Source organism: Pseudomonas sp. Fl4BN1, assembly GCF_009908285.1.
Classification (GTDB): Bacteria; Pseudomonadota; Gammaproteobacteria; order Pseudomonadales; family Pseudomonadaceae; genus Aquipseudomonas.
Map to the genome: position 1 here is coordinate 1 of NZ_JAAARM010000056.1, position 21,583 is coordinate 21,583.

At 59.1% G+C, this 21,583-nt stretch carries 23 protein-coding genes; 9 read left to right on the forward strand and 14 right to left on the reverse strand.

The window, feature by feature from the left end; all coding sequences use genetic code 11:
• Nucleotides 1–212: 212 nt before the first annotated feature.
• Nucleotides 213–1,412 carry a tyrosine--tRNA ligase gene (gene tyrS, locus GV818_RS32115; protein ID WP_161778560.1) on the reverse strand — a complete coding sequence of 400 codons (1,200 nt, stop codon included), beginning with the start codon at nt 1,410–1,412 and terminating at the stop codon, nt 213–215.
• A 209-nt stretch (nt 1,413–1,621) separates the two neighbouring features.
• Here tyrS and GV818_RS32125 point away from each other — a divergent pair, with 209 nt between their 5' ends.
• Entirely contained in the window at nt 1,622–3,043 is a 1,422-nt protein-coding gene (locus GV818_RS32125) for a peptidoglycan DD-metalloendopeptidase family protein (RefSeq protein WP_161778561.1), read from the forward strand.
• A 3-nt stretch (nt 3,044–3,046) separates the two neighbouring features.
• Complete coding sequence (locus GV818_RS32130; RefSeq protein WP_161778562.1) at nt 3,047–4,138, forward strand: anhydro-N-acetylmuramic acid kinase; 1,092 nt, start codon at nt 3,047–3,049, stop codon at nt 4,136–4,138.
• 69 nt (nt 4,139–4,207) lie between these two features.
• Here the strand turns inward: GV818_RS32130 and erpA are convergent, their stop codons facing one another.
• Both erpA and argC read right to left on the reverse strand, forming a co-directional pair.
• Nucleotides 4,208–4,558 (reverse strand): iron-sulfur cluster insertion protein ErpA, encoded by a 351-nt coding sequence (erpA, locus tag GV818_RS32135; RefSeq protein WP_161758399.1) that lies wholly within the window; start codon nt 4,556–4,558, stop codon nt 4,208–4,210.
• A 168-nt stretch (nt 4,559–4,726) separates the two neighbouring features.
• Entirely contained in the window at nt 4,727–5,761 is a 1,035-nt protein-coding gene (gene argC, locus GV818_RS32140; protein ID WP_161758400.1) for an N-acetyl-gamma-glutamyl-phosphate reductase, read from the reverse strand.
• Nucleotides 5,762–5,896: 135 nt separating this feature from the next.
• Here argC and hemJ point away from each other — a divergent pair, with 135 nt between their 5' ends.
• From hemJ to coq7, 6 genes are all read left to right on the forward strand, one after another.
• Nucleotides 5,897–6,328 (forward strand): protoporphyrinogen oxidase HemJ, encoded by a 432-nt coding sequence (hemJ, locus tag GV818_RS32145; RefSeq protein WP_161778563.1) that lies wholly within the window; start codon nt 5,897–5,899, stop codon nt 6,326–6,328.
• Between the two features lie 31 nt (nt 6,329–6,359).
• Nucleotides 6,360–7,328: an NAD(P)H-dependent flavin oxidoreductase gene (locus GV818_RS32150; RefSeq protein ID WP_161778564.1), complete on the forward strand. Its 969-nt coding sequence runs from the start codon at nt 6,360–6,362 to the stop codon at nt 7,326–7,328.
• A 95-nt stretch (nt 7,329–7,423) separates the two neighbouring features.
• The gene (locus GV818_RS32155) at nt 7,424–8,338 is read left to right on the forward strand and encodes a DUF805 domain-containing protein (RefSeq protein WP_161758403.1); all 915 of its coding nucleotides are present in this window, start codon (nt 7,424–7,426) and stop codon (nt 8,336–8,338) included.
• 61 nt (nt 8,339–8,399) lie between these two features.
• The gene (locus GV818_RS32160) at nt 8,400–9,188 is read left to right on the forward strand and encodes an SDR family NAD(P)-dependent oxidoreductase (protein WP_161778565.1); all 789 of its coding nucleotides are present in this window, start codon (nt 8,400–8,402) and stop codon (nt 9,186–9,188) included.
• A gap of 98 nt (nt 9,189–9,286) precedes the next feature.
• Nucleotides 9,287–9,625, forward strand: a complete 339-nt coding sequence (locus GV818_RS32165; RefSeq protein ID WP_016963742.1) for a histidine triad nucleotide-binding protein — start codon at nt 9,287–9,289, stop codon at nt 9,623–9,625.
• Nucleotides 9,626–9,750: 125 nt separating this feature from the next.
• The gene (coq7, locus tag GV818_RS32170) at nt 9,751–10,398 is read left to right on the forward strand and encodes a 2-polyprenyl-3-methyl-6-methoxy-1,4-benzoquinone monooxygenase (protein ID WP_011063796.1); all 648 of its coding nucleotides are present in this window, start codon (nt 9,751–9,753) and stop codon (nt 10,396–10,398) included.
• A gap of 76 nt (nt 10,399–10,474) precedes the next feature.
• Here the strand turns inward: coq7 and GV818_RS32175 are convergent, their stop codons facing one another.
• On the reverse strand, nt 10,475–10,897 hold the full coding sequence (locus GV818_RS32175) for an OsmC family protein (RefSeq protein ID WP_009045862.1): 423 nt from the start codon (nt 10,895–10,897) through the stop codon (nt 10,475–10,477).
• Nucleotides 10,898–11,132: 235 nt separating this feature from the next.
• Between GV818_RS32175 and crp the strand changes: the two genes are divergently transcribed.
• A complete protein-coding gene (gene crp, locus GV818_RS32180; protein ID WP_161758405.1) occupies nt 11,133–11,777 on the forward strand; it encodes a cAMP-activated global transcriptional regulator CRP in 645 nt (214 codons plus the stop codon).
• Here crp and GV818_RS32185 read toward each other — a convergent pair.
• The 10 genes from GV818_RS32185 to GV818_RS32230 form a co-directional block, all read right to left on the reverse strand.
• On the reverse strand, nt 11,774–12,475 hold the full coding sequence (locus GV818_RS32185; protein WP_161778566.1) for a lipoate--protein ligase family protein: 702 nt from the start codon (nt 12,473–12,475) through the stop codon (nt 11,774–11,776). The genes crp and GV818_RS32185 overlap by 4 nt on opposite strands.
• A gap of 67 nt (nt 12,476–12,542) precedes the next feature.
• The gene (trpC, locus tag GV818_RS32190) at nt 12,543–13,379 is read right to left on the reverse strand and encodes an indole-3-glycerol phosphate synthase TrpC (protein ID WP_161758407.1); all 837 of its coding nucleotides are present in this window, start codon (nt 13,377–13,379) and stop codon (nt 12,543–12,545) included.
• Nucleotides 13,376–14,425 carry an anthranilate phosphoribosyltransferase gene (gene trpD, locus GV818_RS32195; RefSeq protein WP_161758408.1) on the reverse strand — a complete coding sequence of 350 codons (1,050 nt, stop codon included), beginning with the start codon at nt 14,423–14,425 and terminating at the stop codon, nt 13,376–13,378. The genes trpC and trpD overlap by 4 nt, the downstream gene beginning before the upstream one ends.
• 9 nt (nt 14,426–14,434) lie before the next feature.
• Nucleotides 14,435–15,028, reverse strand: coding sequence for an aminodeoxychorismate/anthranilate synthase component II (locus GV818_RS32200; RefSeq protein ID WP_161758409.1), 594 nt, complete (start codon nt 15,026–15,028; stop codon nt 14,435–14,437).
• 12 nt (nt 15,029–15,040) lie between these two features.
• Nucleotides 15,041–16,528 (reverse strand): anthranilate synthase component I, encoded by a 1,488-nt coding sequence (gene trpE, locus GV818_RS32205; RefSeq protein ID WP_161758410.1) that lies wholly within the window; start codon nt 16,526–16,528, stop codon nt 15,041–15,043.
• Nucleotides 16,529–16,599: 71 nt separating this feature from the next.
• Nucleotides 16,600–17,418 carry a phosphoglycolate phosphatase gene (locus GV818_RS32210; protein ID WP_161758411.1) on the reverse strand — a complete coding sequence of 273 codons (819 nt, stop codon included), beginning with the start codon at nt 17,416–17,418 and terminating at the stop codon, nt 16,600–16,602.
• The gene (gene rpe / locus GV818_RS32215; protein ID WP_161778567.1) at nt 17,415–18,089 is read right to left on the reverse strand and encodes a ribulose-phosphate 3-epimerase; all 675 of its coding nucleotides are present in this window, start codon (nt 18,087–18,089) and stop codon (nt 17,415–17,417) included. Before rpe ends, GV818_RS32210 begins: the two co-directional genes overlap by 4 nt.
• An 80-nt stretch (nt 18,090–18,169) precedes the next feature.
• The gene (locus GV818_RS32220) at nt 18,170–19,318 is read right to left on the reverse strand and encodes an iron-containing alcohol dehydrogenase (protein ID WP_161778568.1); all 1,149 of its coding nucleotides are present in this window, start codon (nt 19,316–19,318) and stop codon (nt 18,170–18,172) included.
• A 148-nt stretch (nt 19,319–19,466) separates the two neighbouring features.
• Nucleotides 19,467–20,291, reverse strand: coding sequence for an ABC transporter permease (locus tag GV818_RS32225; protein WP_161758414.1), 825 nt, complete (start codon nt 20,289–20,291; stop codon nt 19,467–19,469).
• A gap of 13 nt (nt 20,292–20,304) precedes the next feature.
• Nucleotides 20,305–21,552, reverse strand: a complete 1,248-nt coding sequence (locus GV818_RS32230) for an ABC transporter permease (protein WP_161778569.1) — start codon at nt 21,550–21,552, stop codon at nt 20,305–20,307.
• Nucleotides 21,553–21,583 lie beyond the last annotated feature (31 nt).

The window sequence follows — 21,583 nt, forward strand, 5'->3', positions numbered from 1 at the left end:
TTTTTCACCGCTTTCGACCGAGAGGATCGAATCGTTAATAAGGCTAAAACTCACTGCCTTACCAACTCCTTCTGGCTTCGATGAACTGAAGCGTAACCGCTGCCGAAAACTGCGTAACTCGTTGAATCTCAAGGAGTTTTCCGTTTCGACTGCGCCGGAAGTGGGGCGAATTATAGAGAGATATAATTCGCCGTCAATACCTATTTTCAGTTTTATTCGGATTTAAGCGTAATACGTGCAAATGCCTTCTTGCCGGCCTGGCACACATGGGTCGAACCCACTGCATATATATAGGTGCGATCGACAACCTCGCCATCTACCCGAACACCACCCGACCCCAGAAGGTCTCGCGCTACGGCAGCATTCTTCACCAGACCAGCCTTATTAAGGACAGCAGCAATCGGCATGTCTTCAGCAGCAGTCAACTCAATCTCCGGCAGATCATCCGGCAGCTCGCCATCCTTCATACGGTTACCTGATGCACGATGAGCATTTGCAGCCGCCTCGTCACCATGGAACCGCGCAACAATCTCTTCCGCCAGCTTGATCTTGACGTCACGCGGATTGGCACCCGCCTCCACATCAGCCTTCAACGCATTGATCTCATCCATCGAGCGGAAGCTGAGCAACTCAAAGTAACGCCACATTAGCGCATCAGGAATGGAGACCAGCTTGCCGTACATCACACCCGGAGCTTCCTGAATCCCTACATAGTTACCCAGGGACTTGGACATCTTCTTGACGCCATCCAACCCCTCAAGCAACGGCATGGTTAGAATGCACTGCGCCTCCTGCCCATAACTGCGCTGCAGCTCACGCCCCATCAGAAGATTGAATTTTTGATCGGTGCCACCCAACTCGACATCGGCACGCAGAGCCACCGAGTCATACCCCTGCACCAGCGGATACAGAAACTCGTGAATGGCAATCGGCTGATTAGTCGAGTAGCGCTTGTCGAAGTCGTCCCGCTCAAGCATGCGCGCAACGGTGTACTGGGAAGTCAGGCGAATAAAGTCTGCCGGCCCCATCTTGTCCATCCAGGTGGAGTTGAAGGCCACCTCAGTCTTGGCGGGATCAAGAATTTTGAAAACCTGGCTTTTATAGGTCTCCGCATTCTCCAGGACCTGCTCGCGAGTCAATGGCGGACGAGTGACACTCTTGCCACTCGGATCACCGATCATCCCGGTGAAGTCACCAATCAGGAAGATCACCTGGTGACCCAGGTCCTGAAACTGACGCAGCTTATTAATAAGCACGGCATGCCCGAGATGCAGATCGGGGGCCGTCGGATCGAAGCCTGCCTTAATACGCAGCGGCTCGCCGCGCTTGAGCTTCTCGATCAACTCGGACTCGACCAACAACTCTTCCGCACCACGTTTGATCAGCGCTAGCTGCTCTTCAACCGACTTCATAACAGACCCGCAAGGCTCAGATTCAAAAGGGAACCAACCATACAAGATCACGGACTAATTACAAGTTTTGCCCGGCGTCCGGGGACATTCATAAAGCAGAGCGCCCGCGCGCTTGCGTCACAGATGATTTGGTTATATTTTATACAGTTATTTCATCTTCATCATGTCATTCATCTTTTCCATTTCATCTTTTCAAAGCCAAATTACCTATGACCTCCGAACCGTCTAAAGCGCCACCGCTTTATCCGAAGAGCCACCTGCTCGCCGCAAGTGGTATCGCAGCCCTTCTAAGCTTGGCTCTACTGGTATTCCCTTCCAGTGATGTAGAAGCAAAAAAGACGACATTGAGCCTTGATCTGGAAAGCCCGGTCGAACAACTCAAGCAAGATCAAGACGCTGTATCGACCGAACAAGCCACAAATGAGTCTGTTGCCTCACCCTTTGCACAGATCGACAACACCACCGAAGACGCCACGGAAACCGCAGAAACCGAGCCCGCACCTGCCGTTGTGCAAGAGCAGAAAGCCCCTGGTCATAGAGAAGTCATAGTCGCCAAGGGCGATACTCTCTCCACGCTGTTCGAAAAGGTTGGCTTGCCAGCGACTTCCGTTCATGAGGTGCTGGCTAGCGACAAGCAAGCCAAACAGTTCTCCCAACTCAAACATGGCCAGAAGCTTGAGTTCGAACTCACCACGGATGGCCAGCTGAACAATCTGCACAGCAAAGTCAGCGACCTTGAAACCATCACTCTAGCCAAAGGCCCCAAAGGCTTTACCTTCAACCGGGTGATCACCAAGCCTGTAGTTCGCTCGGCCTATATTCACGGCGTCATCAATAGCTCGCTTTCACAATCCGCCGCCCGCGCGGGGATGTCCCATAGCCTGACCATGGATATGGCCAACGTTTTCGGTTACGACATCGACTTCGCCCAGGATATTCGCCAGGGTGACGAGTTCGACGTGATTTACGAGCAGAAAGTCGCCAACGGTAAAGTCGTCGGCACCGGCAACATCCTCTCCGCACGCTTCACCAACCGCGGCAAGACCTACACTGCGGTGCGCTATACCAACAAACAAGGCTCCAGCAGCTACTACACCGCTGATGGCAATAGCATGCGCAAGGCCTTCATTCGCACACCGGTGGACTTTGCCCGTATCAGCTCGCGCTTCTCCATGGGCCGCAAACACCCGATCCTGAACAAGATCCGCGCCCATAAGGGCGTCGACTACGCCGCTCCACGAGGTACTCCAATCAAAGCTGCCGGTGACGGCAAGGTCTTGTTGGCGGGCCGCCGTGGTGGTTACGGCAATACCGTGATCATTCAACACGGCAACACCTACCGCACCCTGTACGGCCATATGCAAGGCTTTGCCAAGGGCGTCAAGACCGGCGGCTCGGTCAAACAGGGTCAAGTCATTGGCTACATTGGTACCACTGGTCTTTCCACCGGACCACACCTGCACTATGAGTTCCAGGTCAATGGCGTCCACGTGGACCCATTGGGCCAGAAGCTGCCGATGGCCGATCCGATCGCCAAGGCCGAGCGCCCTCGCTTCCTCCAACAGAGCCAGCCTCTGATGGCCCGTATGGATCAGGAAAAGGCCACCATGCTGGCCTCGAGCAAGCGCTGAACCATGGCGCTCTATATAGGGGTGATGTCCGGTACCAGTCTTGATGGCCTGGACATTGCCCTGATCGAGCAGAGTCCGGCGATCAAGTTGATCGCCACCCACTACACCCCGATGCCTGACTCCCTGCGTGCTGAGCTCCTGAGTTTGTGCGCCAGCGGCCCAGACGAGATCGCACGCTCCGCCATTGCCCAGCAGCACTGGGTAGAACTGGCCGCACAGGGTATCCATAGCCTTCTGCAGCAGCAGCAATTGCCAACTCATGACATTCGCGCCATCGGCAGCCACGGACAAACCGTACGCCATGAGCCGAGCCGTGGGTTCACCGTGCAGATCGGTAACCCAGCGCTGCTGACCGAGCTCACAGGGATCACCGTCGTCAGCGACTTCCGTAGTCGCGACGTGGCCGCAGGTGGACAAGGCGCGCCATTGGTTCCGGCCTTCCACGAAGCCTTGTTCGAACAACGCACCGGCAACCGCGCCGTCCTTAATATTGGCGGCTTCAGCAACCTGAGCCTGATCGAGATCGCCAAACCGGTTTCCGGCTTTGATTGCGGCCCAGGTAACGTGCTACTCGATGCTTGGGTACAGGCCCAACGCGGAGAGCGTTTCGACCGCAACGGTCAGTGGGCCGCCAGCGGCCAACCTGACCAAACACTCTTGCAGTCCCTTCTCAGCGACCCATTCTTTGCTACCCAAGGGCCGAAGAGCACCGGACGTGAAGTATTCAATCTCGAGTGGCTACAGCGACATCTGGCGCAACATGACGCCATCCCTGCCGAGGATGTGCAAGCCACGCTGCTGGAACTGACAGCACTGACCATCATCGAGTCGTTACAGTCGGCCCAAAGCGATACCCAGGAGCTCCTGGTATGTGGTGGTGGTGCCCACAACACGACCTTGATGAACCGCCTCGCAGCACTGCTGCCCAGGGCCCAAGTCAACAGTACCGCCGCTTATGGAGTAGACCCGGACTGGATGGAAGCCATGGCATTCGCTTGGTTGGCCCACTGTTGCCTGGAAGGCATCGCCGCCAACCGGCCCAGCGTTACCGGTGCCCGCGGCCTGCGCGTACTGGGCGCCATCTATCCGGCCTGATTGCCAGACAGCAAAACGCCGCAGGGCCGTTAGACCCTGCGGCGCTCAACAAAAGATCTTGCTGACGGATCAGATCGAGAACGAAGACCCGCAACCACAGGTGGTGCTGGCATTAGGGTTCTTGATCACGAAGCGCGAGCCTTCCAAGCCTTCCTGATAGTCCACTTCAGCACCTGCCAGGTACTGGAAACTCATAGGATCGACAACCAGGCTCACACCTTCGCGCTCAACGATGGTGTCGTCTTCGGCCACTTCCTCATCGAAAGTAAAACCGTACTGAAACCCTGAACAACCGCCGCCCGTAACAAATACGCGCAGCTTCAAGCGATCATTACCCTCTTCATCGACCAGGCTCTTCACCTTGTGCGCCGCACCTTGAGTGAATTGCAAAGCCGTGGGGGTGAAGGATTCAACGCTCATGCTGACTATCTCCCGGCGTTAAGCCGCCATACTGCGTAATGACGCGCATTATCCGCTTCTCCTAGAAAAGCGGTCAACTATTGTTACGGTATATCAATAGTCGTACAGCTACGTGCATAACGCAGAAAGGCCCGTCTGGCGGGCCTTTCTGTTAACTCGCAAGAAACCTTACGGCAGCATACCTGCGTGAGACAACCCCAAGCGCTCATCCAGCCCAAAGAGGATATTAAGGTTCTGTACCGCCTGGCCTGATGCCCCTTTCACCAAATTGTCGATCACCGAAAGCACCACCACCAGATCACCATCCTGCGGACGGTGCACCGCGATCCGACAGACGTTGGCACCGCGCACGCTACGGGTTTCTGGGTGACTGCCCGCAGGCATGACATCGACAAAGGGCTCGTTGGCATAACGCTTCTCGAACAGCGCCTGCAAATCAACCGACTTATCCACAACAGTCGAGTAGAGCGTCGAGTGGATACCACGAATCATCGGCGTCAGATGCGGTACGAAGGTCAGGCCCACATCCTTGCCCGCGGCCCTGCGCAAGCCCTGGCGAATTTCCGGCAGATGACGATGCCCCTTGACCGCATAGGCCTTCATGCTCTCGGAGGTTTCCGAGTACAGCGAGCCCACGCTAGCACCACGGCCGGCACCACTGACACCAGACTTGCAGTCGGCGATCAGACGCGAGGCATCGGCAAGGCCGGCCTCCAGCAGTGGCAGGAAGCCCAGTTGGGTAGCCGTTGGATAGCAGCCCGGAACAGCAATCAAACGGGCCTTCTTGATCAGTTCACGATTGACTTCAGGCAGGCCATAGACGGCCTCTTCCAACAACTCCGGAGCCCCATGGGGCTGGCCGTACCACTTGGCCCACTCATCGGCATCCTGCAGGCGGAAGTCCGCCGACAAGTCGATAACCTTGGTCCCCGCTGCCAGCAACTCGCCGGCCAGCGCATGAGCAACGCCGTGGGGAGTAGCAAAGAACACTACATCACAGGCACCCAGTGCCTTGATGTCCGGCACGCTGAAAGCCAGGCCGTCATAGTGACCACGCAGGTTCGGGTACATGTCGGCTACGGCCAGGCCCGCCTCGGATCGCGAAGTGATGACCTCTACTCGCGCCTGCGGATGCTGTGCCAACAGACGCAGCAGTTCGACACCGGTGTAACCCGTGCCGCCGACGATACCGACCTTGACCATAAACCTGCCCTCAACGAACCCACTGGAAAGCTGCCGATAATAGGGGCGGCGCGCCCCTGCGACAACCGTCAAGGTGACGTGCGGACGCTCTACCCTCTACTATCTTCGCCACCGTGAATCTGGGAATAACTAAAAATGCTCTATCTATGGCTCAAAGCCTTTCACATCGTCAGCGTGGTCTGCTGGTTTGCCGGCCTCTTCTACCTGCCACGACTGTTCGTCTATCACGCTCAAAGCGAGGACAGCATCAGCCGCGAGCGCTTCAGCCTCATGGAGCGCAAGCTGTATCGCGCCATCATGGGCCCGGCGATGATCGCGACACTGATCTTCGGTATCTGGTTGATCAGCCTCAACCCCAGCGCCTACTTTGGCCAGGGTGGCTGGATGCACGCAAAGCTGACCCTGGTGGTGATCCTGATCGGTTATCACCACATGTGTGGTGCTCAGGTGAAACGCTTCGCCCGTGGCGAGAACACCCGCAGCCATGTCTTTTATCGCTGGTTCAATGAAGTACCGGTTCTGATATTGCTGGCTATTGTAATTTTGGTCGTCGTACGGCCGTTCTAACTCTTACTAGTCGCTTCTTGGGGGTACTCCAATGTCACTGCCCGCTCTGCTCGAACAACGTCTGCGCCTGCCCGTGGTGGCGGCACCGATGTTCCTGATTTCCAATCCCGAACTGGTCCTGGCCTGCTGCCGCAATGGCGTGGTGGGTAGCTTCCCCGCGCTCAACCAGCGTGAAAGCAGCGGTTTCAAGGCGTGGCTTGAAGAGATCGAAGCAGGGCTGGCAACTCTGGAGAATCCTGCCCCCTATGCAGTGAACCTGATCGTGCACAACAGCAACCCACGCCTGCAGGCAGACTTGCAGATCTGCATCGAACACAAGGTGCCGATCATCATTACCAGTCTGGGGGCGGTGAAAGAGGTGGTGGATGCCGTGCACAGCTACGGCGGCCTGGTGTTTCACGACGTGACTACCCGTCGTCACGCGGAAAAGGCGGCAGAAGCGGGTGTCGACGGACTGATCGCCGTTGCTGCAGGAGCTGGCGGTCATGCCGGAACCTGGAGCCCGTTCTCGCTGATCGCGGAGATCCGCCAGTTCTTCGACAAGACCCTACTGCTGGCAGGCTGCCTGAACCACGGCCACGAAATTCTCGCCGCACAGCTGCTTGGCGCCGACCTGGCCTATCTCGGCACCCGTTTTATTGGCACCAGCGAAAGCCATGCGCCACAAGCCTATAAAGAGATGCTGCTGAATTCCCGTGCCGCGGACATCGTGCATACCGCCGCTGTGTCCGGAGTTCCGGCCAGCTTCATGCGCAAGAGCCTGGAAAACGCCGGATTCGATCTGGCAGCTCTGCAGGGCAAAGGTGAGATCAACTTCGGTTCCAAGCTCAAGCCCATCAGCGACGAAGCCAAAGCCTGGAAAACCGTGTGGTCGGCCGGCCAGGGCGTGGGTGAAATCGATGACCTGCCTAGCGTCGATCAACTGATTGGCCGCCTGGACAGCGAATATCGCGCAGCCCAAGAGCTCTCGGCCCAACTCCCCAAACGCTGGCCACGATAACCAGTTCTCATAGTTTCTTGGCCAGCCGAAGGGTGCTGGCCTTAAACTAGGCATCTTTTATGTAAGCCTTCTTTTCAAGTGACAGGGATGCCCCCATGAGCGAGACCCGCTACAAGATTGTTTTCGACGGCACATTGCTCCCCGGTGTTGAAAAATCCACCGCCCAGTTGAACCTGGCTGAACTGTTCAAAAGCGACACCACAGCAGTGGAACGCCTGTTCAGTGGCCAACAAGTAGAGCTCAAGCGCGACTTGACCCAGACGGATGCCCAGCGGTATCTGGAAGCACTGAAAAATGCCGGAATAGATGCTCGTATAGAGACTGAACAGAGCCTTGACCTGCATCTGGATTCGGTAACGACGTCAAGCACTGCCAATAGCAGCAAGTCACCCTACGCGCCTCCACAGGCTACCGTCGGCGAGGCTATTGCCCAATACGCCATACTCAACCCCTTCAGTATCCAGGGCCGCATTGGCCGCCTGCGCTATCTGGCCTGGACCCTGGTGCTAACCGTAGCCATGCTGGCTCTAGTTGGCATCGGCGCCTTCATCGGCCTACTTTCCGCAGCGGTGACAAACTCCACCCTCCTCGTGGGACTGGGTATTTTCGCCGGTGTCATCGTGCTGCTTGGCTCCGTTGTTGTCAGCATCCAGATCAGCGTACAACGCCTGCATGACTTGGGCTGGTCGGGCTGGCTCTGGCTACTGAACTTCGTCCCCTTCATTGGCGGCATCTTCCCGCTGATACTCGTGGTCAGCCCCGGCAGTAACGTGGCTAACCGCTACGGCCCTCCACCGCCGCCCAACACCACTGCGGTCAAGGTTCTATCCTGGATGTGGCTGGTGCTGATCGCGCTGCTTATCGTCGGCCTGGTCGCTGGCGGCCTGAGTTCCCTGGAAGACCGCTACAGCGAAACCAGCTATAGCGAAACCATCGACTCCAACAGCGCTGATGAAGACGCCGAACCAGCCGATATCACCGCACCCGCTGTAGAATCCGAGCAAGAATAAACGCGTCCGCGCCTGCGACTCTTCCTGTCGCAGGCAACCGGCCGTTGCGATGGAGAAATGCATGACCCGTTACGCTCTGATCACCGGTGCTTCCAGCGGTATAGGCCTAGCCTTGGCCGAAGCACTGGCACGACGTGGCCGCAACCTGATTCTGGTGGCCCGCCAACGTGATCAGCTGGAAACTATCGCCCTGGAGCTGACTCAACGCTTCGGTGTCGAGGTGCTATTTCGTGCCTGTGATCTGGGCGAACCCCTGCGTCTCTCGGGCTTCCTGCTGGAACTGGAAGAAGGCGACCGACAGATCGACCTGCTGGTCAACTGCGCCGGCATCGGCACCAGCGGCCCATTCCTGGCCCAGGACTGGATGACCGAGCAGGATCTGATCGAGGTCAACATCCTCGCCCTCACCCGCCTGTGTCATGCCCTGGGCAACAGCATGGCGCTGCTGGGCGGCGGACAGATTCTCAACGTCGCTTCAATGGCGGCCTTCTATCCCGGCCCGTGGATGAGCACCTATTACGCCAGCAAGGCCTATGTCCTGCACTTCTCCGAAGGGCTGCGCGAAGAGTTGAAAAAATGCGCGGTCAAGGTCTCGGTACTCTGCCCCGGCCCAACCCGTACCGGATTTTTTCGCACCGCCCAGATGGACACTGAAAAACTTCATGCCAGCACCTTGCTGATGAGCCCCGAAGAAGTCGCACTGTATGCAGTCCGTGCCCTGGAAAAGAATCGCGCCATCATCATTCCCGGCCGCTTGAACCGCTGGATGGCATTCAGCAGCCGCCTGGGTTCACGCTGGCTGACTCGCAAAATCGTCGGTTACGTCAATCAGGCCTATTGCCCCCGTTAAGGTCTGCTGCCCAGAGACCCTATGCACCTTGTCCGGGCTGGGCGCACATCGTCAGCCTGAGTACACTCAGCCCCGACCAATCCAATGGAGAAAAAGCTGTGGATACTCTGTTCACCAAGATCATCAACAGGGAAATACCCGCGAAGATCATCTACGAGGACGACCAGGTTCTGGCCTTCCACGATATTGCCCCGCAGGCACCGGTGCACTTCCTGGTTATTCCGAAAAAGCCCATTCGCACCCTCAACGACCTCACCGAGGACGATAAGGCCCTGGCTGGACATATTCTGTTCACCGCCCAGCGCCTGGCCAAGGAGCAAGGCTGCGAAGACGGCTTCCGGGTGGTAATGAACTGCAATGAGTTGGGCGGACAAACCGTCTATCACATTCATATGCATGTACTGGGTCAGCGTCAGATGAACTGGCCTCCGGGCTGATAGACCCCGATACGCACGTATACAGCGCGCTCGTCCCACCAGAGGCAAGGGTGCGCTGATCCAGCGCAGGTTTCACCCCATCGATTGGAGTAAACTGGCCGCCGTGATTCTTCCCGGAGATAAGCATGACTACCCAACGTCACTACTCGCCGATCGACCGCCTGCTGCTGCAAGCCGACATGGCCATGCGTACGCTGCTGCCTTTCAGCGGCCAACCTTATCGCCCGTCGCCGGCCATCGTGCAGCCGGAAGCGCAGATGAGTGACGAGGACACCCGGCACGTCGCCGGGCTGATGCGCATCAATCACACCGGCGAAGTCTGTGCCCAGGCGCTCTACCAGGGCCAGGCCCTGACCGCAAAGCTGCCCCAGGTGCGCCAGGCCATGGAGCACGCCGCCGAAGAAGAAATCGACCACCTGGCCTGGTGCGAACAGCGTATCCGCCAGTTGGGCAGCCACCCCAGCGTACTCAACCCGTTGTTCTACGGCTTGTCATTCGGCATCGGCGCTGCGGCCGGCCTGATCAGTGACAAGGTCAGCCTGGGTTTCGTCGCCGCCACCGAAGACCAAGTCTGCAAACACCTGAACGAGCACCTGGAACAGCTGCCGGCTGAAGACGAGAAATCCAGGGCCATTCTCGAGCAGATGCGTATCGATGAGGAGCATCACGCTGAAACCGCCCTCGAGGCTGGCGGCTTCCGCTTCCCGGCGCCAGTGAAATTCGGCATGAGCCTGTTGGCCAAGGTCATGACCAAAAGTACTTACCGGATCTGAATCCCGACCAGGATCGGACACAAAAAAGGGCGCTTTCGAGGCGCCCTTTTCCATTGCCGTTGAAATCAGCGTCGATTCAACCCAACTCGACGATTTCGTAATCGTGAGTAATGGCTACGCCGGCGGCCCCGAGCATGATCGAGGCCGAGCAATACTTCTCGGCGGACAGTTCAATGGCTCGCTTGACCTGGGCCTCTTTCAGACCCCGGCCCTTGACCACGAAATGCATATGGATCTTGGTGAAGACCTTTGGATCTTCAGTGGCGCGCTCGGCGTCGAGGAAAGCCTCACAGCTCTCAACGGCCTGACGCGACTTCTTCAGGATGCTGACCACATCGAAATTGCTGCAACCGCCCACACCCAGCAGAAGCATCTCCATGGGGCGAACACCCAGGTTACGGCCACCGGCCTCCGGCGGACCATCCATCACCACCACGTGGCCACTGCCCGACTCACCGAGGAACATGGCTTCGCCAGCCCATTGGATGCGTGCCTTCATCGCCAAGACTCCACTGCTAAAAAAGGGTCGCCAGCTTAGCACAGGGTTTTCTACCGGCAGCGCTTTGACCGTTTGCCCCTCATTACCGGCCACCAACAAGAAAAATCCTAATTCCGCGTAGGACGCGTCTGTTAAGCTGACGCCAAATGGCTGGCGCATAGCCAGCGTTCAACATCCGTGCTTACGCCCCATAAAAAAACCAACTCATACCGTGCAGTCTTCTCGGGATACAACCATGGTTGCTATTGCCCCCACCCCCAAGATCAAAAATCTCGACAAGTTGCTGATGCACTGTCAACGCCGTCGGTATCAGGCCAAGAGCAACATCATCTGCGCCGGTGACGTGTCCGACAGCCTGTACTTCATCATCAAGGGCTCAGTGACCATCCTCATCGAAGACGACGACGGTCGAGAAATGATCATCGCCTACCTCAACGCCGGCGACTTTTTTGGCGAGCTCGGGTTGTTCGAAGAGGCAGGGCACGAGCAGCAACGCAGTGCCTGGGTACGGGCCAAGATGGAGTGCGAAGTTGCCGAAATCAGCTACGCCAAGTTCCGCGAACTGTCGCAGAACGATCCGGACATTCTGTACGTGCTCAGCGGGCAGATTGCCCAGCGCCTGCGCAATACCACGCGCAAGGTCGGCGACCTGGCATTCTTCGACGTGACCGGACGAGTTGCCCGCTGCCTGCTGGAACTGTGCAAGCAACCGGATGCCATGACCCACCCGGACGGCATGCAGATCAAGATCACCCGCCAGGAAATCGGCCGGATCGTCGGGTGCTCACGGGAAATGGTCGGCCGCGTCCTCAAGGACCTTGAGGAGCGCAACCTGGTCAACGTCAAAGGCAAGACCATGGTGGTATTCGGCACCCGCTAGCCAGGCAGAAAGCCCTTGAGCATCTGCCGATACAAACTATCCAGCTGCGCCAGAGCATCGGGCGCCGCAAAGGCATCATGCAGGGCAATATGGCTTTCGGCCCGACAACGTTGCTCCAGGCCGCACGCCTGATTGAACGTATTGACTGCCCCCACCATGGATTCACGCTCGTTATCCAGCAGCAGCGCTCCGTGCACCAGCCCTACCGGCCGCAGCCCACCCTTGCTCTGACGCCAGCGCTGGGCGGTACCAACCATCTTGCGACCATCAAGGTTGACATTGAAGCGCCCATCACAGAAAGCCCCGTCCACTTCCCCCAATGACGGAGTGCCCCCCAGCTCACTGAGCAGGTCACAGATCGGCTGGCACAGGCGCCGATAAGCCGTCTCGATCCGTCCCTGATCGCCCTCACTGCGCGGTGGTGCGTAGACCAACGCGATATTCACTGTCGCTGCCGACTGCGGTACTGGCTCGCCGCCGGTTTCCCGCAACAGCACCGGCCAGCCGTTGGCCGCCGATGCTTCGCAAGCCAGATCGAATCCAGGCAGGCGACTCAAACGCCGAGGCATCACCAGCGCTCGGTCACTGGGTTGCCAGAACAGCAGGCCAAACTCCTGCTCACCGGTGCACACCAGCGCCAGCAGATCCTGCTCGGCCTGCAGGCCAGCTTCGACAGTCAAGGCAAGGGGTTGGGTCATGGCAGTGAAAATCCTTGGCAATAGATATGAAAAAGCCGGCATCGCCGGCTTGTTCATGGTGTGTGTTTCAGTCCAGGGTCGAACCGCTGACCGGTACGCCGCGCTCCGGGAAGAACAGGCGTTGCAATTCGTTGCCCGGGCTTTCGGCGCGCATGAACGCCTCGCCTACCAGGAACGAATAAACATCGCTGATCTCCATCAACTCGACATCGGCGCGGTTGAAAATCCCACTCTCGGTGATCACCAGACGGTCGCGGGGAATACGCGGCAGCAGGTCGAGGGTGGTTTCCAGGTCAACTTCAAAGGTATGCAGGTTGCGGTTGTTGACCCCCACCAGCGGGGTGTCGAGGGTTTTCAGCGCCCGCTCCAGCTCATCACCGTCGTGCACTTCCACCAACACATCCAGGCCGACCCCCTTGGCCACCGCCGCCAGTTCCGCCATCCGCACGTCATCCAGTGCAGAGACGATCAGCAACACACAGTCAGCGCCCAAGGCACGGGCCTCGATGATCTGATACGGATCGATCATGAAATCCTTGCGGATCACCGGCAGTTTGCAGGCCGCACGGGCCTGCTGCAGATAGGCGTCGGCACCCTGGAAGTAGTCGATGTCGGTCAGGACCGACAGACAAGTAGCACCACCTTTCTCGTAGCTTTTGGCAATATCCGCCGGAACGAAATTCTCGCGGATCACACCTTTGCTTGGCGAAGCCTTCTTGATCTCGGCGATGACTGCCGGCTGCTTGAGCTTGACCTGCTCCTGCAGCGCCCTGGCGAAGCCCCGCGGGGCATCAGCTGCCCGCGCCAGGGTTTCCAGCTCGGCCAGAGTGACCCGCGCGCTGCGCTCGGCAACCTCCTCGACTTTACGGGCGAGGATCTTTTCCAGAACTGTCGGCACACTCATCCTTCATTCTCCTGCTTGAACACCGCGGTAAAGGCTCCCAGCTCCTCGAGCTTCTCCCGGGCCAGGCCGGTGTGCAAGGCGTCATGAGCCAGGGCAACGCCCTCTTTCAGGCTGCTGGCATGATCGGCGGCATACAGCGCCGCACCGGCATTGAGCACAATCATCTCGGCAGCCTTCTGGCCATGTTCGGTCTTGCGCCGTCCCAGTGCGTCACGGATCAGTTCCAGGGACGCCGCCGGACTCTCCACCACCAGGCCGAACAGACTCTGGCTCTTTATGCCCAAGTCCTCGGGCTGCACCCAGTACTCGGTGATCTGGTCGTTCTTCAACTCCGCCACATACGTCGGCGCTGCCAGGCTGAACTCGTCCAGGCCATCCTGGGAGTGCACCACCAATATGTGCTTGCTACCCAGGCGTTGCAAAACCTCGGCCAACGGCCGGCACAATGCCTGATTGAACACGCCCACCACTTGATGTTTCACACCGGCCGGATTCGTAAGCGGGCCTAGCATGTTGAACAGTGTACGCAGGCCGAGGTCGCGCCGCGGGCCGGCGGCGTACTTCATGGCGCCATGATGAGACTGGGCAAACATGAAACCGATGCCGACGTTGTCGATGCAGCGAGCCACCTGGACCGGGGTCAGATTCAGGTAGATCCCCGCCGCCTCCAGCAGATCAGCGCTGCCGCTCTTGCCAGATACCGCGCGGTTGCCATGCTTGGCAACGGTGCAGCCGGCAGCGGCAACTACAAATGAAGAAGCCGTGGAAACGTTGAAGATGTTCGCACCGTCACCGCCGGTGCCTACCACATCCACCACGCCGTCGAGGGTTTTCAGCTCGACCTTGTCCGCCAGCTCGCGCATCACCGACACCGCGCCGACGATCTCGTCGATGCTTTCGCTTTTCATGCGCATGGCCATCATGAAGGCGCCAATCTGCGCATCGGTACATTGGCCGGTCATGATCTCGCGCATCACATCGCGCATTTCATCAGTGCTCAGGTCCAGATGGCCGACAATACGGCTCAGGGCAGTCTTGATATCCATGAAAAGTCCTTAGCGCGTGCCGCCGCTCTGTTTGAGAAAATTAGCGAACAGCTCGTGGCCCTGCTCGGTGAGGATAGACTCGGGGTGGAATTGCACACCCTCGATATTCAGCGTCTTGTGGCGCAGCCCCATGATCTCGTCGACGGCGCCGTCTTCCAGCTGGGTCCAGGCAGTGATTTCAAGGCACTCGGGCAAGCTTTCGCGCTTGACCACCAGCGAGTGGTAACGGGTCACGGTCAACGGCATGTTCAGGCCACCGAATACACCCAGGTCACGGTGAAACACCGGACTGGTCTTGCCATGCATCACTTGCCGGGCACGCACCACTTCACCGCCAAAGGCCTGGCCGATGGATTGATGGCCCAGGCACACGCCCAGAATCGGCAGCTTGCCGGCGAAGTACTTGATCGCCTCGATGGAGATGCCGGCCTCAGTCGGCGTACAAGGCCCGGGCGAAACCACGATACGCTCAGGCTTGAGCGCTGCGATCTCGGCCACGGACAGCTCGTCATTGCGCACTACTTTCACTTCGGCACCCAACTCGCCCAGGTACTGCACGACGTTATAGGTGAAGGAGTCGTAGTTATCGATCATCAGCAACATAGTGGAAACTCCTCAAGCCTTGGATGCGGGGGTTTGTTCAGCCAGTGCTACGGCACGGAACATTGCACGACGCTTGTTCAGCGTCTCTTCCCACTCCAGGGTCGGCACCGAGTCGGCGACAATGCCGCCACCGGCCTGTACATGCAGCTCGCCGTTCTTGATCACCGCGGTACGAATGGCAATCGCGGTGTCCATGTTGCCGTTCCACGCAAAATAGCCCACGGCGCCACCGTAAACCCCACGCTTGACCGGTTCCAACTCATCGATGATTTCCATCGCACGGATCTTCGGCGCACCGGACAAGGTGCCAGCCGGCAGAATCGCCCGCAGCGCGTCCATCGCCGTCAGACCGGCTTTCAGTTGGCCGGTGACGTTGGACACGATGTGCATCACGTTGGAGTAACGCTCGATGACCATCTTTTCGGTGAGTTTCACCGTGCCTATCTCTGAGACGCGCCCAGTGTCATTGCGCCCAAGATCGATCAGCATCAAGTGCTCGGCGATTTCCTTGGCGTCCGACAGCAGGTCCTGTTCCAGGGCCTGGTCGGCTTCCTCGGTGGCGCCACGTGGACGGGTGCCGGCAATCGGCCGCACGGTGATCAGATTGTCCTCGACCCGCACCAGCACCTCCGGCGAGCTGCCCACCACGTGGAAGTCACCAAAGTTGAAGAAGTACATATAAGGCGTGGGGTTGAAACAGCGCAGCGCCCGGTACAGATCGATGGGCGCCGCCTTGAAGTCGATGGACATGCGCTGGGACGGCACCACCTGCATGCAGTCCCCAGCCAGGATGTATTCCTTGATGGTATCCACGGCCCGCTCGTAATCATCCTGGGTGAAACTGGAGCGGAACACCGGATCGGCCGCCTGCTGCTGGCTGAAATCCAGCCCAGGACGCGGAGTAATCGGCTGACGCAGTTGCCCAAGCAACTCCTGCAAGCGCGCTTGACCCGCCTCGAAAGCGTTGTCCTGGCTCGGATCGGCCAGCACGATCGCGTGCATCTTGCCCGCCAGGTTGTCGAACACCACCACCGCGTCGGACACCATCAGCAGGATATCCGGCACGCCGATCGGGTCCGGGTTCGGGCATGGGCCCAGCCGCGGCTCGACATAACGCACGCAGTCATAACCGAAATACCCTACCAGACCGCCATTGAAACGCGGCAGGCCGGCAATCGTCGGCACGTTGTAGCGGGCTTTGAATTCCTCGACGAAGGCCAATGGATCGGCCACTTCGTGGCGTTCGATCTCTACCCCATCATGGGTCACGCTGACCTGATACCCATGAACCCGCAACACTGTGCGGCACGGCAGGCCGATAATCGAGTAACGCCCCCACTTCTCGCCGCCCTGCACCGACTCCAGCAAATAGGAGTTGGGCTGATCAGCCAGTTTCAGGTAGATCGACAACGGTGTGTCGAAGTCGGCAAGGGTTTCACAGGCCAGCGGGATACGGTTGTAACCAGCTGCGGCCAAGCGCAGGAATTCTTCGCGAATCATGGGATGCCTCGTGGCTTGAGGGTCTAACAGTCAGGTATGCAAACGTGCCGGCAAGGCCGGCCAGACAAAAATCAGGCGCGCCAACGCCAGCGGGCCAGGGCCTTGATGACTTTCATCCAGAGTTTGCGAGTGACCACCACGATGGAATTTCCAGAAGGGGATGGAACAGCGTCGGGCAACGTTATCTCAGCGGCAGGTTCTAAGCAACCGGGGATCAGTGCCCGCAGGTCGTCGATCACCAGTGCGGGTGATTCCTCGGCAATCGGCCGACCATGGTTATAGCCGTAGCTCAAGGCTACACACTTGACCCCCGCAGCCTTGGCCGCCAACACATCGCTGCGCGAATCGCCGACGAACACTGACTGCGACGCTGGCACGCTGGCCATCTTCATCACGAAGAACAGCGCTGCCGGGTCGGGCTTCTTCTGTGGCAGGGTGTCGCCGCCGATGATCCAGCGAAAGTAGCGGCCGATCTTCATCTGGTCCAGCAACGGTGCAACGAAGCGCTCGGGCTTGTTGGTGATCAGGGCCATTTCCACGCCCTGCTTGTGCAGCCACTTGAGGGTCTCGCGTACACCGGGATAGACCACCGTCAGTTCGTGACTGTCCTCATAGGCCGTGTTGAACAACTCGAGGGCGTGCTCGGCTTCGCCGTCGTCGACGCCTTGAGGGTCCAGGCTATTGCCCAGCGCCCGACGCACTAACATGGGGGCACCGTTGCCCACCCACTGCCGTACCGCTTCGATACCCGCGGGCGCACGCCCCAGCTTGAGCAGCATGTGATCCACGGCGGCGGCCAGGTCGGGGACCGAATCGACCAGGGTGCCATCCAGGTCAAACATCACCAGCCGCGGCAAACGCCCCGGGAACAGCTGCTCAAATGCGCTCATGGCCGTGCCAGCGCGAGTTCGGCGCGCATTTTCTCAATGACTTCCTGATAGTTCGGTGCATTGAAGATGGCCGAGCCAGCAACAAAGGTATCGGCGCCTGCAGCGGCGATCTCGCGGATGTTGTTGACGTTCACACCACCGTCGATTTCCAGGCGAATATCCCGGCCGGAAGCATCGATCAGGGCCCGAGCCTCACGCAGCTTGTCGAGGGTGCCGGGAATGAACTTCTGCCCGCCAAAACCTGGGTTGACGCTCATCAGCAGGATCATGTCGACCTTGTCCATCACATACTTGAGCACGTCCAGCGGAGTCGCCGGATTGAACACCAGGCCGGCCTTGCACTCGCCTTCACGGATCATCTGCAGGGAGCGGTCCACATGCAGCGTGGCTTCCGGATGGAAAGTGATATAGGTGGCGCCAGCCTCGATGAAGTCACCGATGATGCGATCCACCGGGGTCACCATCAGGTGCGCATCGATCGGCGCGGTGATCCCGTACTTGCGCAGTGCGGAGCAGACCATCGGGCCGATGGTCAGGTTCGGCACGTAGTGGTTGTCCATGACATCGAAGTGGACGATGTCGGCACCCGCGGCCAGGACATTGTCCACTTCCTCGCCCAGACGGGCGAAGTCGGCGGAGAGAATCGACGGAGCAATAGCGAAGGGCTGCATGACGCACCTTTTTTGAGCAGAATCACGATGGCGCGCATTGTATACCTCATGCTTTGGAGCGCACACCGTCACCGCGATGATCAGTAGGCCGCACGATAGATCTTCTCGATATCGGCGGGGCTCAGTTTGCGCGGATTGTTGCGCATCAAGCGCTCGATGCCCGCGGCTTCCTGGGCCATGGCCGGGATCGCATCTTCGGGCACGCCAAAACTGCGCAATCCACTGGGAATTTCAACCGCAGCGCATAAAGCGCTCATCGCATCCACGGCCCGATCAGCCGCCTCACTGGCGCTCAAGCACGCGGTCTGCACGCCCATGGCTTCGGCGATATCCTGCATTCGCTCGACGCAGGCCATCTTGTTCCAGGTCATCACATAGGGCAGCAGCAAAGCATTGCTGACCCCGTGGGGCACATGGAAGCGCCCACCCAATGGATACGCCAGGGCATGCACCGCACCGACTCCGGCATTGCCGAAAGCCATGCCGGCCATCAGGCTGGCGGTGGCCATGTCCTCCCGGGCCTGCAGGTTGGCCGGGTTGGCAAAAGCCTTGGGCAACGCCTTGACGATCAACTTGATGGCACCGATGGCCAGGGAGTCGGTGATCGCAGAAGCATTGAGCGACAGGTAGGACTCGATGGCGTGCACCAGGGCATCGACGCCACTGGCAGCAGTCACGCTACGGGGGCAGGTCAGAGTCATCTGTGGGCTGACCAGTGCCACATGCGGCAGCAGGTAGTCACTGACAATTCCCTTCTTCAACTGTGCGGCCTTGTCCGAAAGGATCGCCACGTTGGTCACTTCAGACCCCGTACCGGCAGTCGTGGGAATCGCGATCAACGGCGGCCCCTTGCGTGGCACCTGGTCGATGCCGAACAGATCTTCCAGGGCGCCGTGGTAACCCGCATAAGCCGCGACACTCTTGGCAATATCAATGGCGCTGCCGCCTCCCAGGCCGATCAGGCCGTCATGCCCGCCTTCGCGGTAGACCTGCATGCAGTCTTCGACGATGGCGATTTCCGGATCGGGCTGTACCCGGTCGAAAATCTCGTAACTACGCCCTCCAAGATGCGCCAGCGCCAACTCCACCGTGCCCGACTTGAGTAGCGCGGCATCCGTGACAATCAGCGGGTGGTCAACATCCAGGCGAGTCAGCTCGGCGGCCAATTGCTCGATGGCCGAGCTGCCGGTCAGTAATTTCTGGGCAATCTTGAAAGAGGAAATACTCATGTGCGCAGCCTCTTATATAAGGTGGGAGCTGGCACAAGCGTAGCTGGCGATTATTGGTTGTCGCCTATTCAGCAGACGAATGCGTGGATCGCAATGCCGCAGCCACTCCCGCTGTTTGCGGCAGTGGCTCGGAGTCGGCGCCAAGCCCTCAAACCTGAGCGGTACGCAACTTCTCGCTGCGCCCGCGCAGCCATTCCAGGGTCAGCAGCAGGATCACCGAAAAAGCGATCAACAGCGTCGCCGCGGCAGCGATGGTCGGGCTGAGGTTCTCGCGAATCCCGCTGAACATCTGCCGAGGCAGGGTGGCCTGCTCGGGCCCGGCGAGAAACAGCGTCACCACCACCTCGTCGAACGAGGTAGCGAAGGCGAACAACGCACCACTGATGACCCCGGGAGCGATCAACGGCAGGGTCACCCGGCGAAAGGTGGTCAGCGGCGAGGCACCGAGGCTGGCCGCAGCCCTGACCAGGTTGTAGTTGAAGCCCTGCAGGGTTGCCGACACGGTGATGATCACAAAAGGCACCCCGAGCACCGCATGGACGATGATCAGCGAAAAGAAACTGTTGCCCATGCCCAGCGGTGCAAAGAACAGGTAGCTGGCAACACCGATGATCACCACGGGTACGACCATCGGCGAAATCACCAGAGCCATCACCAGCGCCTTGCCGGGAAAGTCGCCCCGGGTCAGGCCGATGGCCGCCAGGGTGCCGAAGACCATGGCCAGCAAGGTCGCGGCCGGGGCGACAATAATGCTGTTCTTCAAAGCACGCATCCATTCGGCGGAAGCGAAGAAATCCTGGTACCAGTGCAGCGAGAAACCCTGCAGCGGGTACACCAGGAAACTCCCCGAGTTGAACGACAGCGGGATGATCACCAGCACCGGCAATACCAGGAACAACAGGATCAGGCCGCAGAGAATCCGCAAGCTGTAGAACCAGACCCGCTCGACGGGCGACATATAGGGGCTCAACATTTCGATTATCTCCTTAGCTCAGGCGCAGGCGACTGGCGCCCACCAGCCAGCTGTAAATCAGATAGAGCACGATGGTCGCCAGCAACAGCAAGCCGCCCAGAGCCGTGGCCATGCCCCAGTTGATACTGGTGTTGGTGTAGAAGGCGACGAAGTAGCTGACCATCTGATCGTTCGGACTGCCCAGCAACGCCGGGGTGATGTAGTAACCGATGGCCAGGATGAACACCAACAGGCAGCCAGCGCCGACACCCGCGTAAGTCTGCGGGAAGTACACCCGCCAGAAGCTGGCAAACGGATGACAACCCAGGGAGATCGCCGCGCGCATGTAAGTCGGCGAGATGCCCTTCATCACGCTGTAGATCGGCAGGATCATGAACGGCAGCAGAATATGCACCATCGAGATGTAGACCCCGGTGCGGTTGAACACCAGCTCCAGGGGTTTATCGATCACCCCCATGGCCAGCAAGGCGCTGTTGATCAGGCCGCCAGACTGCAAGAGCACAATCCACGCTGCCACCCGCACCAGGATCGAGGTCCAGAACGGCAGCAGCACCAGGATCATCAGAAGGTTGCTCTTGCGCGCCGGCAGGTTGGCCAACAGGTACGCCAGGGGATAGGCCAGGGCCAGACAGATGGCAGTGATCACCAGGCCCATCCAGAAGGTCCGGGCGAAGATATCCAGGTAAATCGACTGGTCCGGAGTGGCTGGGGCCAGCTCCCCCAGGTCATCGATGCGATGGTCCACTGCCGCCAGCAGGTAATAAGGCGTAAGGCTGCTGGTGTTGCGACGGATCGCCTGCCAGTAGGCCGGGTCGCCCCAGCGCTCATCCAGGCTCTCCATGGCCTCTTTATAGGATTCGGGCTCGGCCTTGAACGGCAAGGCACGGGCAGTCTTGGTCAGCAGGCTACGATAGCCGGCCAACTCCATGTTCAGGCGCTTGGACAGATCGCCCAGGGTCTGATTCTTGCGGGCATCCGCCAGGTCTTCGCTCAAGGCTTTATAGGCCGCCTCCGCCGGCAGGCCACGACCGTCCCAGGAACTCACGGCCACGACGGTGCGCGGCATGCCCCCGACCACTTCCGGGTTGCCGACGCTCTTGTACAGCAGCGCCACAATCGGTACCAGGAACACCAGCAGCAGAAACAGCACCAGAGGTGCAATCAAGGCCTGGGCCTTCCAGCGGTTGACCCGCTCGGCACGGGCCAGCCGCTGCTTCAAGGTCGGGCCGGTGACCGCGTTCAGGGGAACGGTGATGGTCATGACAAACTCCGCGAATCGATCTTTCGAATAC